13 protein-coding genes are annotated in these 13,023 nt (G+C 67.6%); 9 read left to right on the plus strand and 4 right to left on the minus strand.

Translation table 11 applies throughout. The annotated features are described in order from the left end of the window. Window positions 1-19: 19 nt before the first annotated feature. Together recR and AC5RVS_RS01650 are read left to right on the plus strand one after the other, a co-directional pair. Window positions 20-616, plus strand: coding sequence for a recombination mediator RecR (gene recR / locus AC5RVS_RS01645; protein ID WP_493988596.1), 597 nt, complete (start codon window positions 20-22; stop codon window positions 614-616). A gap of 200 nt (window positions 617-816) precedes the next feature. Continuing rightward, complete coding sequence (locus tag AC5RVS_RS01650) at window positions 817-2,103, plus strand: aspartate kinase (RefSeq protein WP_494106871.1); 1,287 nt, start codon at window positions 817-819, stop codon at window positions 2,101-2,103. A gap of 63 nt (window positions 2,104-2,166) precedes the next feature. Here AC5RVS_RS01650 and AC5RVS_RS01655 read toward each other — a convergent pair whose 3' ends face one another. Beyond that, on the minus strand, window positions 2,167-2,379 hold the full coding sequence (locus tag AC5RVS_RS01655) for a hypothetical protein (protein WP_493988594.1): 213 nt from the start codon (window positions 2,377-2,379) through the stop codon (window positions 2,167-2,169). Window positions 2,380-2,453: 74 nt separating this feature from the next. Then, window positions 2,454-2,666, minus strand: a complete 213-nt coding sequence (locus tag AC5RVS_RS01660) for a hypothetical protein (protein WP_493988593.1) — start codon at window positions 2,664-2,666, stop codon at window positions 2,454-2,456. Window positions 2,667-2,760: 94 nt separating this feature from the next. On the opposite strand from AC5RVS_RS01660, the gene AC5RVS_RS01665 reads away from it, so the two are divergent. Beyond that, window positions 2,761-3,222: a MarR family winged helix-turn-helix transcriptional regulator gene (locus AC5RVS_RS01665; RefSeq protein WP_493988592.1), complete on the plus strand. Its 462-nt coding sequence runs from the start codon at window positions 2,761-2,763 to the stop codon at window positions 3,220-3,222. 121 nt (window positions 3,223-3,343) lie between these two features. Here AC5RVS_RS01665 and AC5RVS_RS01670 read toward each other — a convergent pair whose 3' ends face one another. Next, on the minus strand, window positions 3,344-6,523 hold the full coding sequence (locus tag AC5RVS_RS01670; protein ID WP_494106872.1) for a S8 family peptidase: 3,180 nt from the start codon (window positions 6,521-6,523) through the stop codon (window positions 3,344-3,346). 320 nt (window positions 6,524-6,843) lie between these two features. Here AC5RVS_RS01670 and AC5RVS_RS01675 point away from each other — a divergent pair, with 320 nt between their 5' ends. Next, the gene (locus AC5RVS_RS01675) at window positions 6,844-7,866 is read left to right on the plus strand and encodes a 3-methyladenine DNA glycosylase (RefSeq protein ID WP_494106873.1); all 1,023 of its coding nucleotides are present in this window, start codon (window positions 6,844-6,846) and stop codon (window positions 7,864-7,866) included. Between the two features lie 323 nt (window positions 7,867-8,189). Beyond that, complete coding sequence (locus tag AC5RVS_RS01680) at window positions 8,190-8,531, plus strand: SSI family serine proteinase inhibitor (protein ID WP_493988589.1); 342 nt, start codon at window positions 8,190-8,192, stop codon at window positions 8,529-8,531. 92 nt (window positions 8,532-8,623) lie between these two features. On the opposite strand, the gene AC5RVS_RS01685 is transcribed toward AC5RVS_RS01680, so the two are convergent. After that, window positions 8,624-8,794, minus strand: coding sequence for a hypothetical protein (locus tag AC5RVS_RS01685; protein WP_493988588.1), 171 nt, complete (start codon window positions 8,792-8,794; stop codon window positions 8,624-8,626). 222 nt (window positions 8,795-9,016) lie between these two features. Here AC5RVS_RS01685 and purS point away from each other — a divergent pair, with 222 nt between their 5' ends. The 4 genes from purS (at window position 9,017) to AC5RVS_RS01705 (ending at window position 13,022) form a co-directional block, all read left to right on the plus strand. Further along, window positions 9,017-9,289, plus strand: a complete 273-nt coding sequence (purS, locus tag AC5RVS_RS01690; protein ID WP_494106874.1) for a phosphoribosylformylglycinamidine synthase subunit PurS — start codon at window positions 9,017-9,019, stop codon at window positions 9,287-9,289. Further along, window positions 9,289-10,071: a phosphoribosylformylglycinamidine synthase subunit PurQ gene (gene purQ / locus AC5RVS_RS01695; RefSeq protein WP_493988586.1), complete on the plus strand. Its 783-nt coding sequence runs from the start codon at window positions 9,289-9,291 to the stop codon at window positions 10,069-10,071. The genes purS and purQ overlap by 1 nt, the downstream gene beginning before the upstream one ends. Then, on the plus strand, window positions 10,072-12,486 hold the full coding sequence (purL, locus tag AC5RVS_RS01700; RefSeq protein ID WP_494106875.1) for a phosphoribosylformylglycinamidine synthase subunit PurL: 2,415 nt from the start codon (window positions 10,072-10,074) through the stop codon (window positions 12,484-12,486). A 134-nt stretch (window positions 12,487-12,620) separates the two neighbouring features. Continuing rightward, a complete protein-coding gene (locus AC5RVS_RS01705) occupies window positions 12,621-13,022 on the plus strand; it encodes a VOC family protein (RefSeq protein WP_493988584.1) in 402 nt (133 codons plus the stop codon). Window position 13,023: the final 1 nt, after the last annotated feature.

Below are 13,023 nucleotides of genomic sequence, written 5' to 3' on the forward strand. Positions count from 1 at the left end.
CGCGGAGATTGAAGGTTCAGTGTACGAAGGTGCTGTCCAGGAGCTGATCGACGAGCTCGGCCGCTTGCCTGGAATCGGCCCGAAGTCCGCCCAGCGAATCGCGTTCCACATTCTGGAATCCGATCCGGCCGACATGAAGCGGCTCGTTGACGCCGTGACCCACGTCAAGGAGCGGGTGAAGTTCTGCTCCATCTGCGGGAACGTCTCCGAACAGGACACCTGCAACATCTGCCGCGACCCGCGCCGGGATCCGACGGCTATCTGCGTGGTAGAAGAGTCCAAGGACGTCATCGCAATCGAGCGGACCCGTTCCTTCAAGGGCCGCTACCACGTGCTCGGCGGCGCCATTAATCCGATCGGCGGCGTCGGCCCGGAGCAACTGCGCATCCGTGAGCTGCTCAGCCGCCTCTCGGACGGGCAGATCGAGGAAATCATCATCGCCACCGACCCGAACCTCGAAGGCGAGGCGACGGCGACCTATCTGGGCCGGATGCTCAAGACCATCGGCATCCCCGTCAGCCGCCTGGCGTCCGGCCTGCCGGTCGGAGGCGACCTCGAGTACGCGGACGAGGTTACCCTGGGCCGCGCCTTCGAAGGCCGCCGCGCCCTCACCTGACACCCGCCCGGCACCGTCGTCGTTATTACCCTGACCAGTCATACTGCCCGCCCGCATTCTCCGCCGCACCCACTGCGGCGCTAGAATGGCGGTTGCCGCGCGGTGCGCAGCCGGGACCCGCGGCAGCAATCCATGAGCCCGGCGGCGCGCCCCGAGCGGCCGCGGTCCGGGCCCCAACCCAGGAGTTGTTTAGAGAACACATGAGCCTGATAGTGCAGAAGTTTGGCGGTTCCTCAGTATCGGACGCGGAGGGGATCAAACGCGTGGCACAACGCGTCGTCGACACCCAGACCGCCGGCAACCAAGTTGTCGTCGTCGTGTCTGCCATGGGAGATACCACCGACGAACTGCTTGACCTGGCCGACCAAGTCTCCTCCAACAGCAGCGCCCGCGAAATGGACATGCTGCTGTCCGCCGGCGAACGCATCTCCATGTCGCTGCTGGCCATGGCCATCCAGGAGTTCGGCTCCAAGGCCCAGTCCTTCACCGGCAGCCAGGCCGGCATGGTCACCGACGCCATCCACGGCAGGGCACGCATCATCGACGTGTCGCCGCACCGGGTGATGACGACCATCGAAAAGGGCGAGATCGCCATCGTGGCCGGCTTCCAGGGCATCAGCCGGGAGAGCAACGACATCACCACGCTTGGCCGCGGCGGTTCCGACACCACCGCGGTGGCGCTGGCGGCCGCCCTGGGCGCCGATGTCTGCGAAATCTACACCGACGTCGACGGCATCTATACCGCCGATCCGCGGGTGGTGCACAGCGCCCGGAAGATCGATACCATCTCCAGCGAGGAGATGCTGGAAATGGCGGCCTCCGGCTCCAAGATCCTGCACCTGCGCTGCGTCGAGTATGCGCGCCGCTTCGGCGTGAAGCTGCACGTGCGCTCGTCCTTCAGCACGAACGAGGGAACCTGGGTACTGCCCAACCCCGACGACAAGATCAAGATTCAAGAGGGAGAACCCTTGGAACAGCCCATCATCTCCGGCGTTGCCCACGACCGCTCCGAAGCCAAGGTGACCATCCTGGGCGTGCCCGACATCCCCGGCAAGGCCGCGGAAATCTTTGGCATCGTGGCCGGCGCGCACTCGAACATCGACATGATCGTGCAGAACATCTCCACCCGCGGTACCGGCAAGACGGACATTTCCTTCACGCTGCCCATGGTGGAGGGCAAGGAAGCGCTCGAAGCGCTCAACGCGGCCCAGGACGTGGTGGGCTTCGAGGGCATTCTCTACAACGAGAACGTCGGCAAGCTCTCGCTGATTGGCGCGGGCATGCGCTCCAACCCCGGAGTCTCCTACAAGTTCTTCGAAGCCCTGCACAAGGCCGGCGTGAACGTGGACATGATCTCCACCTCCGAGATCCGCATCTCGATTGTCACGCACGCCGATCTGCTGGACACCGCGGTCCGCGCAGTGCACGCGGCCTTCGACCTGGACACCGATGAGGAAGCCACGGTCTACGGCGGCACCGGCCGCTGACGCCGTACGGGCGGAATCGGGAAGGGGCTGTCAGCAGTTAGCTGACGGCCCCTTCGCCGTGTGTCAGGCCTTGCGCGGCCTGCGGTATGCGTAGGCGTGGCCGGGCCCGCGCTCCACTTCGATCTCTGCCAGTTGTTCCTCCGACGCCTTCTCGGCCGCGTCGTGCCGGTGCACCACCGGGGAGTCAGCCTCGATCCGATCGGCAGGGCCCCAGACCTTCGCGGCCTTCTCCGTGGCGCGCATAAAGCGGTCCATGAAACGCCCATTTCCAGCCATCTGAATCACCTTCTTGCTCAGAAGAATCCGTGGCATCAGTTTAACGAGGACCGGTACGCAAGAACAGAGCGCGGCTAGGCCGGCTTCTTCGGCACGATGTAGGTGCTGCCGTCCGCCCGCGTGACCGTTTCCCACTGCGACGCCTCGGCCTCACGCTGCTTGAGCAGGGCCTTGTTCTCCTCGGTCATGGGATGGTCCACGCCGCTCTTCTGGGCCGGGCCGAAGACGATGCGGAACTTGCCGGTCGCCCGCATGAATGCGTTGACGCGGGACTTCTTCTCGGCCATGTGCGTGATCCTTCTTCCGGTGCCCGGTGGACTCTGCGGGCGCTCAACCCCATAATAGGGCATGAACAATTAGCGCACGAACTAATGGAGAGTGATGGCCGTGACGGCGACAGCGGGCACGACGGACGACCTGCTGCTGGAGCACCAGCTGTGCTTCGCGCTGTCGGTGGCATCGCGCAGCGTGGTGGCCTCCTACAAGCCGGTGCTGGAGAAGCTGGGCCTCACGCATCCGCAGTACCTGGTGATGCTGGCGCTGTGGGAGCAGAGCCCGCGGATGGTCAAGGACCTGTCCGAGGCGCTGCAGCAGGAACCGGCCACCCTGTCCCCCATGCTCAAACGGCTGGAGCAGGCCGGGCTGGTGACCCGGGAGCGCGTGGAAGGCAACGAACGGGCGCTGGCCGTGGGCCTGACCGTCGCCGGAGAGGCGCTGCGGGAGGAGGCCGTGGCCGTGCCCGGCACCATGCTGGCGCGTCTAGGGCTTGAACGGGAGCAGTTGCGCGAGCTGAACGCCTCGATGCATGCGCTGATCAAGGCCGCGCGGGCAGCCACAGACTAGCCCGAGGCACGGTACCGCCGGTAGATCCGGTAGATGCGGCGGGAGGGTGGCCGGTGGACGTTTCCACCGGCCACCCTCCCGCTTGTTCAGGTGTTGTCAGCGGCCAGGACCGCGTGTGCCGTTAGCGACCCGAGCGCTGCCCGGGCTGCGGCGAGGCGCTGCCGTCGACTATCACAGCGGCACCTTCACTTGCCGGCGCCTGCGCCGCGGCCCCGTTGCCGGAGACGTTGACCGTCACCGCCGTGGAGGACCCCTCGCCGAACTTCACCAGTCCAACCCAGCTGCCGGCGGTCAGGCCGGACCAGGTGGCGGTTACCGTGCCGGTCTCGCCGTTGGCCAGCTCCAGCGGATCCGGGCTGACCGCCAGGTTGCCGGCGTCACCGCTCAGCGCCACCGTGTCGATGGTCCCCTTGCTCGCCTTGCCGTCCGGGCTGCTGTACAGATGCGCGATGGCATAGTAGGTGCCCGGCGCCGGATTGTTGATGACCAGGGACTCGCTGGCCGAGGCCGTGGCCGCAGAGATCACGGTCCCCGCCGGCGTGAAGACGTACAGATCCCAGTCTGCCCCCGGGTCGGCCGCGGTGATGGAGAACTGCGCCAGCGTGGCACCTGCCGGCACCGCCTGCGGGGCATAACCGGTGCTGCCGTTGGAACCGATCACGGCGGGCTGGCCGGGAACCTTCTCCACCTGGGTGGCGTTGGCCTTCGCCAGGCCCTCGACCGCCAGGTCGATCGGCGAGTTGGTGCCCGAGGTGACCTCGATCGAGCCGGTGCCGTCACCGCCGTCGGAAGCGAACGCCACGCTGGCCGGTGCCACCGCGGTGACCGGCCGGACGGCGATGGGTGAGGCAACCACGTGCTGCCCGCCGCCCCGGGCGCCGGGCTTGCCGGCCTTGCCCTCTTCGGTCCAGACCAGCTCGCCCATGGTGAACTGATCCAGCGGCGCATCGGCGTTCTCGAAGGTGACCTTAAACGTGCGTTCCTGGCCGGCCTTCTTGAAGGTCAGCTTCGCGGGCGAGACCTTCACGTTCACGCCCGGCAGGTCCACGTCCGCCGTGTAGGTGCCGGGTTCCAGGGCGGTGAGCGTGCGCTCCACGGTGACCTGGCCGGCCAGCTTCCCGAGGGCGAACGACGGAACGTTGACGTCCTTGGATTCGACGGTGTCCCGCTTCTTCAGGCCCAGGTCCACGCCGGTGCCCTGGATGAAGCCCAGCCAGTCGCTGACATCAGCGTCGTAGGCCAGGCCGGGATCGCCCATGCGCGCGGTATCCACGTGGCCGGCGCCGGTGGCGAAGCGGTCTTCGTTCACCGAGCCGTCCTCGGTGACCAGGTCGCCGGCGGTGGTCATCATCGCCGACTTCACGGTGGCCGGGGACCACTTCGGGTTCTTGGCCAGCAGCAGCGCGCCGAGGCCGGCCACGTGCGGTGCGGCCATCGAGGTACCGGACATGAAGCCGCTGGTCTCGCCGCCAACCACCGGGGAAACGCCGGCGAGCACGTTCACGCCGGGGGCCGCAACGTCCGGCTTCAACAGGTTCGAGTCCGCCGCTGTGGACGGACCGCGTGAGGAGAACTCGGCGACCTGCGGGACCGGGCTCTGGGGCAGTCCCGTGGTGTCACGGTCGCGCAGCGCCGCGGTCAGCGACGGATCTGCCGCAACCTTCTCCTTGATGGACGGGTCGTCGATGTGCACGGTGGGGACGGCATGCAGGTCCAGGTCGAGGGACCCGGGCGCCACGTTGACCAGCACCATGCCCACACCGCCGGCCTGCTCGACGGCCACCGACTTGTCCGCGCGGGCGATCACGCCGCGGTCGCAGATGACGATCTTGCCGTCGACCTTGGCCGGATCGAGCTTGCCGGGGTAGCACAACCGTGCCTCGTCCCCGGTGGCCCCGGCCGCCCCCGCCTGGGCGGAAAGGATCAGCGCCGTCTGCGGAACCTCGCGGTTCATGATGGACGTGCCGCGGTATTTGGTGCCGTCCGAGAGTTCAACGGTGCCCTGCAGTTCGTTGGAGAACGTGCTGGCGGCCACCGTGGTCACCCAGGGCGCGCTGTGGTTGACGGTGGCGGGGGCCGGGCCCGAGTTGCCGGCGGAGGCGGAGACGAAGATGCCCACTTCGGCCGCGCTCAGGAACGCCACCGACACCGGGTCCAGCACGGAGTTGTTGTTGCCGGAAATGGAGTAGTTCAGCACGTCCACGCCGTCGAGGATGGCCTGCTCGATCGCGGACACGGAGGCCGAGGTGTAGCAGCCGCCGGTGGCGGCGTCGTTGTCCTCCCAGCAGATCTTGTAGACGGCGACTTTGGCGGCCGGAGCCACGCCGTTGCCGGTGCCGAAGTCGCGGCCGTCCACCGTCTGCGTCACGCCGCTGTTGCCGGCGGCCGTCGTGGCGGTGTGGGTGCCATGGCTGGAGATGTCCAGCGGGGAGATGGACTCCTGCGGGTGCCTGTCTTCCGGCGGGACGTAGGCCAGGAAGTCGTCGGCGTAGTAGCGGGCGCTGAGCACCTTGGAGTTGCATTCGGAGCCGTCGAAGCCGGAGCCTTCCTGGCCCGGCTGGCATTCGCCCAGGAACGTGCTGCCGTCCGCCTTGAGCATGGCGATCCTGCCGTCCGGCGTCAGGTAGGGTTCGCCGACCTTGGCCTTGCCGCTCAGCGGCTTGACCTCCTCGCCGGCCAGGAAATCGCTGTCCGGGTAGTAGCCGGTATCGATCACGCCGACCACGGTCCCCTTGCCGGCGTTCTGTGCGCCGCCATACTGTTCGGCCCAGACGCCGTTGCCGCCGGGCAGGTTTAAGAAATCCGTGCTGGAGTAGTCCGGGTGGTGCTGCTCGTCCGGAGCTACCGCCGCCACGCCCGTCTTCTTGGCCAGCTCGGCTGCCTGCAGCCCGGTCAGCTCCGCCGCGAAGCCGTTCACCGCCGTCGTAAAGCTCTTCCCGATCTTCACGCCCTCGGAGGCAGCGACGTCGTTCTGCTGCTCCTGCAGGTGTGCCCGGTACTTCTTGGCGTTGGCGCTGTTTGCGTTCAGCTTTTCGCCGGGCGCGGGCTTCGTTGCCGCGATGCCGGACACGCCGCCCTCATAGGTGGCCAGCGGATCGCCGGAGAGCATCACGATGTAACGGCCGTCCTCGTAGACGGCCTGCTGCCCGTCCGGATTCGAGGTGATGGTGCGGGTAAGGTCGGCGGGTGCGGCCGCCGCCGGGCCGGCAAGCCCGGAGAGGATCAGCGGTATCCCCAGTGCGAGTGCTGCGGCAGAGCGCAATCCCTGCCGGTGCACAAAGCTGCTGCTTTGCTGTGTCATGAGAAGGAAATGCCTTTCATCCGGTGGGCCCGACCGCTTTGGCCGGCCCGCAGACGCAGCCGAATGCCTATCCTGCGGGCCGTACGGCCCGCAGGGTATTGGATTTCCCCGGCGTGCGAGGCCGGCCCCATCCCCAACTGTGACAACAGCCACATTGGTGCGTCTGTGGGATCAAAGTACCGCACCGGGAGGTCTGAAAGAACCGTTTCACCCTAGTTTTCTGCGCCGCGGCGGAAATCTCCTGCGGGTACTTCCCTGCCGAGGCCGGCGGTGCTATAAGCCGGGTGCCAATCTGCCCCGGCGGCTGGAACAATGGAACCATGGCGCCGCAGGTTCTCCTCGACCGGCTCCGGGTGCTCGAACCGGAGCAGTGGCTGCCGCGCGCCCGGGCCCACCGCGAGCGCGCCGTGCGCTTCACCCAGCCGTACCTGCAGCGCCGTTCGGCCGGGCTGAAACACCCGGTGGAAGACTTTCTCTTCACCTATTACAGCCTCAAGCCGGGCCAGCTGGTGCGCTGGCATCCCGGCGCGGGCGTGGTGCTGACCGGCGCCGACGCCGGCGAGCGCCACGGGTGGAAGTTCTACCGGGCGCTGACCGCCGCGGAGTGCCGCACGGCGGGCGTGGAGCACGACGCCGGTGCCGTCACCTTCGACGCGGAAGCTTTCCTTGCGGCGCGGGGAACCGCGGTGGCGTTCTCGCGGGAAATCCTCGCCGGTGCGGCGTCGCGGCCGGCCCGGTTCGGCTGTTTCGGGCTGCACGAGTGGGCCATGGCCTACAAGTCACGGCTCAACGGCGTCCGCCACGACTACCTGGACCTGCGGCTCGGCGCCGATGGAACGGACCACGTGGTGGACAGCAGCCGGATCAACTGCTCGCACTTCGATGCTTTCCGGTTCTACACGCCGCAGGCCGTACCGCTGAACACGCTTCGGCCCACCCGTGAAAACCAGCGGCAGATGGAACAGCCCGGCTGCCTGCACGCCAACATGGACCTGTACAAGTGGGCGTACAAGCTGGCCCCGGCGCTGCCCAGCGAACTGGTGATGGACTGCTTCGAGCTGTCTTGGCGGATCCGCGAGCTGGACATGCGGGCCTCGCCCTACGACCTGTCGGGCTGGGGCTACGAACCGGTCAGGATCGAGACCACCGAGGGCCGCGCGCAGTACGTGGCGGCCCAGCGGGCGTTTGCCGACGAGGCCCAGGCGCTGCGCCTGCGGCTCCTGGAAGCTCTGGACGCGCTGGAAGCGCTTGACGGGCTGGACCGCGGGACGGAGGGGGACTCGTCGTCGCACCGTGCCGGCGCGCGGCACACCGCTCCGGAAACCATCCGAACGGAGGACTGATCATGACGGTTGAAGCGGAGCGTCCGGGACCTCGGCGGGCACCCCGTCAAGCGGCCGTGCTCCTGTCCTGCCTGCTCTTCCTGCCCTGGCTGGCGGCCTGCGCCCAGGACGGCCAGCCGCAACCTTCCCCCGGCATCGCGGTTCCCGCGTCCCCCGGCGACGGCGACACCCCTTCCCCCTCGGAACCCGCAACTTCGAAGCCTGCCCCGTCGGAACCCGACCCATCGGAACCGGCTCCGTCGGAACCCGCACCCTCGAAACCGGCTCCGTCGGAACCCGGCCCGTCGGAACCCGCCCCGACAGACGACCAGAAAGGAGTAGCCGTGGATGCAGAACTATCCATCATGCTGACCTCCGCGGACAGCACCGCCCGGTTTGAGCAACTGCTGGTCTGCCGGGATTCCCGCCCCGCCGCAGGTTCCACGGTCAGCGACGCGGAGGCGGCGTGCGCGGCGCTGGCCAAGCACGGGGACAAGGTCTTCTTCGAACTGCCCGATCCCAACCGCCTCTGCACCCAGCAATACGGCGGTCCGCAGCAGGCCCACGTCACCGGCACCTTCAACGGCCGCGAGGTGAACAAGCATTTCTCCCTCACCGACGGGTGCAAGATTTCCGAGTGGAACGCCATGGCCGCCCTGCTGGGCAGCCGCGCCGGCGAAGCCTGAGCCCGGCAGCGGCACCCGGCTGCCCGCCCAAACCCGGCTCGACGTATTGATGTTCGACGGGGGCGGTGTCGGCCAGCGCAGCCTCGACCAGGTCAGCGTCGGCCGTCGCGCATGATGTCGCTCACCCGGCGGCCAAGATCCTCGCTTGCGGCGCGGGCGGTCCGCCGGTCTTCGCGCTTCTTTTGGATGACCATCCGCCCAAGACCGCCCAGCACGACGGCGGCCAGGATGGGCAGCAGCATGGACTGCGGCTTTTCAGTCATAGAGCCATGCTACGAGCCCCGCTCGTCAACGGCACGGTTTTGCCGGGATCCGCCGTCGTCGTCCCGTAAAATCAGCACCCCGTGATGCCGGTAGAATGGTGCTGCAAGCTCGCGGAGCGCTGGGTCAGCGTGAGACGGCACCAATTGTTGGATTGACACTGCACTGAGTTCCGCGCGCCTCGCTTCGTTTGAAGAGCACAATCCAAGCACAGGAGTGGCCGGATGCCCCGGATCGTTGTTGATGTCATGCCCAAGCCCGAAATCCTTGATCCGCAGGGCAAAGCCATTGCCGGCGCACTGAACCGCCTGGGCCTGACCGGCTTCAGCGAAGTCCGCCAGGGCAAGCGCTTCGAACTGACGGTTGACGGCGAGGTGACCGAGGAACTCCTGGAACAGGCCCGGCATGCTGCCGCCACGCTGCTCTCCAACCCCGTGATCGAAGACGTTACCCGGGTGGAGGTCATCACCGAGGCGACCATCGGGGCCGGCAAATAATGACTGAGACTCCCCTGATCGGCGATTTCTCGCCCGCCCCCGACGCCGGCCTCTCAGGCGCGCGCATCGGCGTCGTCACCTTCCCCGGCACGCTGGACGATCGCGACGCGGCCCGTGCCGTCCGGATTGCCGGCGGCACGCCGGTCAGCCTGTGGCACGGCGACCACGACCTGCAGGGCGTGGACGGCGTGATCATCCCCGGCGGCTTCTCCTACGGCGACTACCTGCGCGCGGGCGCGATCTCCCGCTTTGCCCCGCTGATGGAGCAGATCGCCGATGCCGCCAACGCGCAGCACGATCCGCTGCCGGTGCTGGGCATCTGCAACGGCTTCCAGGTGCTGACCGAGGCACACCTGCTGCCCGGCTCGATGATCAAGAACAACCATCTGCACTTCCTCTGCCGCGACCAAAGGCTGCGCGTGGAGAACAACACCACCGCCTGGACCAGCCAGTACGAAGCCGGCGCGGAGATTGTGGTGCCGCTGAAGAACCAGGACGGCCAGTACGTCGCGGACGAGAAGACCCTCGACGAGCTGGAAGCTGAAAACCGCGTGGTGTTCCGCTATGCGGACGGGAACCCGAACGGGTCGCGCCGCGACATCGCCGGCATCAGCAACGCCGCAGGCAATGTGGTGGGCCTGATGCCGCACCCCGAGCACGCCGTGGAAGCCGGCTTCGGCCCGGACTCCTCCGCCTTCGGCGACGTCGCGCTGCGCGGCGGCACCGACGGCCTGGGAATTTTCACCTCCGTATTGACGAAGATTGTGGCAGGTGCCAAGTAAATGACCGAGACCAATTCGACCAGCGCATCAGTGGATACCCGGCTGGAAACCGAGGCCGAGGCACGCAATGAGCACGTGCAGAGCTACGGCGGGGCGGCCGACGCCGTCGAACGCGTCGAGGGACGCCAGTTCAACATCGACACCGTGGAGCATGCCGCGCAGACCCCGGACACGGAATTGCCCTGGGCAGAGCTGGGGTTGAAGCGCAACGAGTTCGACGAGGTCGTCAAGGTGCTGGGCCGCCGCCCGACCGCCGCCGAGCTGGCCATGTATTCGGTGATGTGGTCCGAGCACTGCTCCTATAAGTCTTCCAAGGTCCACTTGCGCCAGTTTGGCGACAAGGTCACCGAGGACATGAAGAAGCACATGCTGGTGGGCATCGGCGAGAACGCCGGCGTGACGGACCTGGGTGACGGCTGGGCCGTGACCTTCAAGATCGAGTCGCACAACTCGCCGACCATGGTGGAGCCGTACCAGGGCGCCGCGACCGGCATCGGCGGCATCGTGCGCGACATCATTTCCATGGGCGCGCGTCCGGTGGCCGTGATGGACCCGCTTCGCTTCGGCGCGATCGACCACCCGGACACCGCCCGCGTGGTCCACGGTGCGGTCGCCGGCATCGGCGGCTACGGCAACTCCCTGGGCCTGCCGAATATCGGCGGCGAGGTCGTCTTCGACTCCGTCTACCAGGGCAACCCGCTGGTGAACGCCCTGGCCGTGGGCGTCATGCGCCACGAGGACATCCGGCTGGCCAACGCCTCCGGCAAGGGCAACAAGGTGGTGCTGTTCGGCGCGCGCACCGGCGGCGACGGCATCGGCGGCGCCTCCATCCTGTCCTCGGAATCCTTCGACGACACCAAGCCCTCCAAGCGCCCCGCGGTCCAGGTCGGCGACCCGTTCGCAGAGAAGGTGCTCATCGAGTGCTGCCTGGAACTGTTCAAGGGCTCGCTGGTCGAGGGCATCCAGGACCTGGGGGCCGCCGGCATCTCCTGCGCCACCTCGGAACTGGCCTCCAACGGCGACGGCGGCATGGACGTTGAGCTGACGTCGGTGCTGCTGCGCGATCCGACCCTGACGCCGGGCGAAATCCTGATGTCCGAGTCGCAGGAACGCATGATGGCGGTCGTCTCCCCCGAAAACGTCGAGGCGTTTGAGGCCGTCATGGCCAAGTGGGCCGTGGAATACTCCTGGCTGGGCGAGGTCACCGACACCGGCCGCCTGGTGATCAAATGGGACGGCGAGACCATCGTCGACGTCGATCCGCGCACCGTCGCCCACGACGGCCCGGTCTACAACCGCCCCTACGCCCGTCCGGAATGGCAGGACAGGGTCCAGGCCGACAGCTTCCGCGCCTCCGCGGCCGGCGCCAACCCCCCGGCCAGCGCCGAGGACCTCAAGGCAGCCGTGCTGGAACTGATGGCGTCCCCGAACATGTGCTCAAAGGACTGGGTGACCAACCAGTACGACCGCTACGTGGGCGGCAATACCGCACTGGCCATGCCCGACGACGCCGGAGTGGTCCGGGTGGACGAGGAAACCGGTCTCGGCGTTGCCCTGGCCACCGACGCCAACGGCCGCTACACCTACCTGGATCCCTACCAGGGGGCGCAACTGGCCCTGGCCGAGGCCTACCGGAACGTCGCAACCGTGGGTGCCGTGCCGATGGCCGTGTCCGACTGCCTAAACTTCGGCTCCCCGGAAGACCCGGACGTCATGTGGCAGCTGGCCGAAGCGATCCGCGGCCTCTCCGACGGCTGCATGGAACTGGGCGTCCCAGTCACCGGCGGCAACGTCTCGCTGTACAACCAGACCGGCAACACCCCGATCCACCCGACTCCCGTCGTGGCGATGCTCGGCAAGCTCGACGACGTCGGCCGCCGCACCCCGTCCGGCTGGCGCGAGGACGGCCAGGCGATTTACCTGCTGGGCACCACCCGCGACGAGCTGGACGGCTCCGAGTGGGCCAACCTGCGCGGACACCTGGGCGGCAAGCCCCCGGTCTTGGACCTGGCCGCCGAGAAGCTGCTGGGCGAGCTGCTGATCAATGCCTCCCGGGACGGCATGATCGACGCCGCCCACGACCTCTCCGAAGGCGGCCTGGCCGCCGCCCTGTCCGAGATGGCACTGCGCTTCGGCGTCGGCGCCCGGATCGGCCTGGGCGAGGTCTGCGAGCGCGACGGCGTGGACCTGTTCACGCTGCTGTTCAGCGAGTCCCAGGCACGCGCCGTCGTGTCCGTTGCGCGCAGCGAAGAGGTCCGCTTCAAGGACATGTGCGGTGCGCGGGGCTTCCCGTTCATGCGCATCGGCGTGGTGGACACCGAGAACGACGCGCTGGACTTCCAGAGCGAATTCTCCGTGCCGCTGGCCGAACTGAAGGAAGCCCACGAGGGCACCCTGCCGAAGCACTTCGCGTAGGTTCCGCCCTGCCTCAGGGCAAACGAAAGAGGGATGTTCCCCGCACCGCTGTGCAGGGAACATCCCTCTTCGTCTTCCCCCTCGGGGACCGGCACCGCGCCGCTGCCGGAAATCCGTATCTGTATGCTGTGCGTATGACGGCACCCCAGATCTACGTCAGTTTCCCCGGCACTGCCCGCGAAGCACTGGGCTTCTACGCGGACGTCTTCGGCGGAGAGCTTTCCCTGCACACCAATGAGGACTTCGGCAACAGCGAGGGACCGCCGGGGCACATAGCCCACGGAATGCTCAACGGCGTGGTCGCCCTGGCCGGATCGGATGCGGCCCCCGGCGAGAAGAGCGTCCGGCTCGAGGGCGTCATGCTCTCGTTGCTCGGGACCGCCGAGCCCGAGGTGCTGCACGAATGGTTCGACAAGCTCGCCGTTGGCGGCCGGGTGGTCGATCCCCTTGCCCCGAAGCCGTGGGGTGCCTCCGATGGCCAGGTGATCGATCGTCACGGGCTTCACTGGCTCGTCGGCTACGAACCAGCGCCGTGAC

The organism is Arthrobacter sp. Y3221048, assembly GCF_059092685.1.

Excerpts from the sequence above, each read along its gene's own strand:
- AC5RVS_RS01675 (WP_494106873.1), top strand. The coding sequence starts at position 6,844 with ATGGCGCCGCAGGTTCTCCTCGACCGGCTCCGGGTGCTCGAACCGGAG.
- purS (WP_494106874.1), top strand. The coding sequence starts at position 9,017 with ATGCCCCGGATCGTTGTTGATGTCATGCCCAAGCCCGAAATCCTTGAT.
- AC5RVS_RS01685 (WP_493988588.1), bottom strand. The coding sequence starts at position 8,794 with ATGACTGAAAAGCCGCAGTCCATGCTGCTGCCCATCCTGGCCGCCGTC.
- purL (WP_494106875.1), top strand. The coding sequence starts at position 10,072 with ATGACCGAGACCAATTCGACCAGCGCATCAGTGGATACCCGGCTGGAA.
- AC5RVS_RS01650 (WP_494106871.1), top strand. The coding sequence starts at position 817 with ATGAGCCTGATAGTGCAGAAGTTTGGCGGTTCCTCAGTATCGGACGCG.
- AC5RVS_RS01655 (WP_493988594.1), bottom strand. The coding sequence starts at position 2,379 with ATGGCTGGAAATGGGCGTTTCATGGACCGCTTTATGCGCGCCACGGAG.
- purQ (WP_493988586.1), top strand. The coding sequence starts at position 9,289 with ATGACTGAGACTCCCCTGATCGGCGATTTCTCGCCCGCCCCCGACGCC.
- AC5RVS_RS01705 (WP_493988584.1), top strand. The coding sequence starts at position 12,621 with ATGACGGCACCCCAGATCTACGTCAGTTTCCCCGGCACTGCCCGCGAA.
- AC5RVS_RS01665 (WP_493988592.1), top strand. The coding sequence starts at position 2,761 with ATGGCCGTGACGGCGACAGCGGGCACGACGGACGACCTGCTGCTGGAG.
- AC5RVS_RS01660 (WP_493988593.1), bottom strand. The coding sequence starts at position 2,666 with ATGGCCGAGAAGAAGTCCCGCGTCAACGCATTCATGCGGGCGACCGGC.
- AC5RVS_RS01670 (WP_494106872.1), bottom strand. The coding sequence starts at position 6,523 with ATGACACAGCAAAGCAGCAGCTTTGTGCACCGGCAGGGATTGCGCTCT.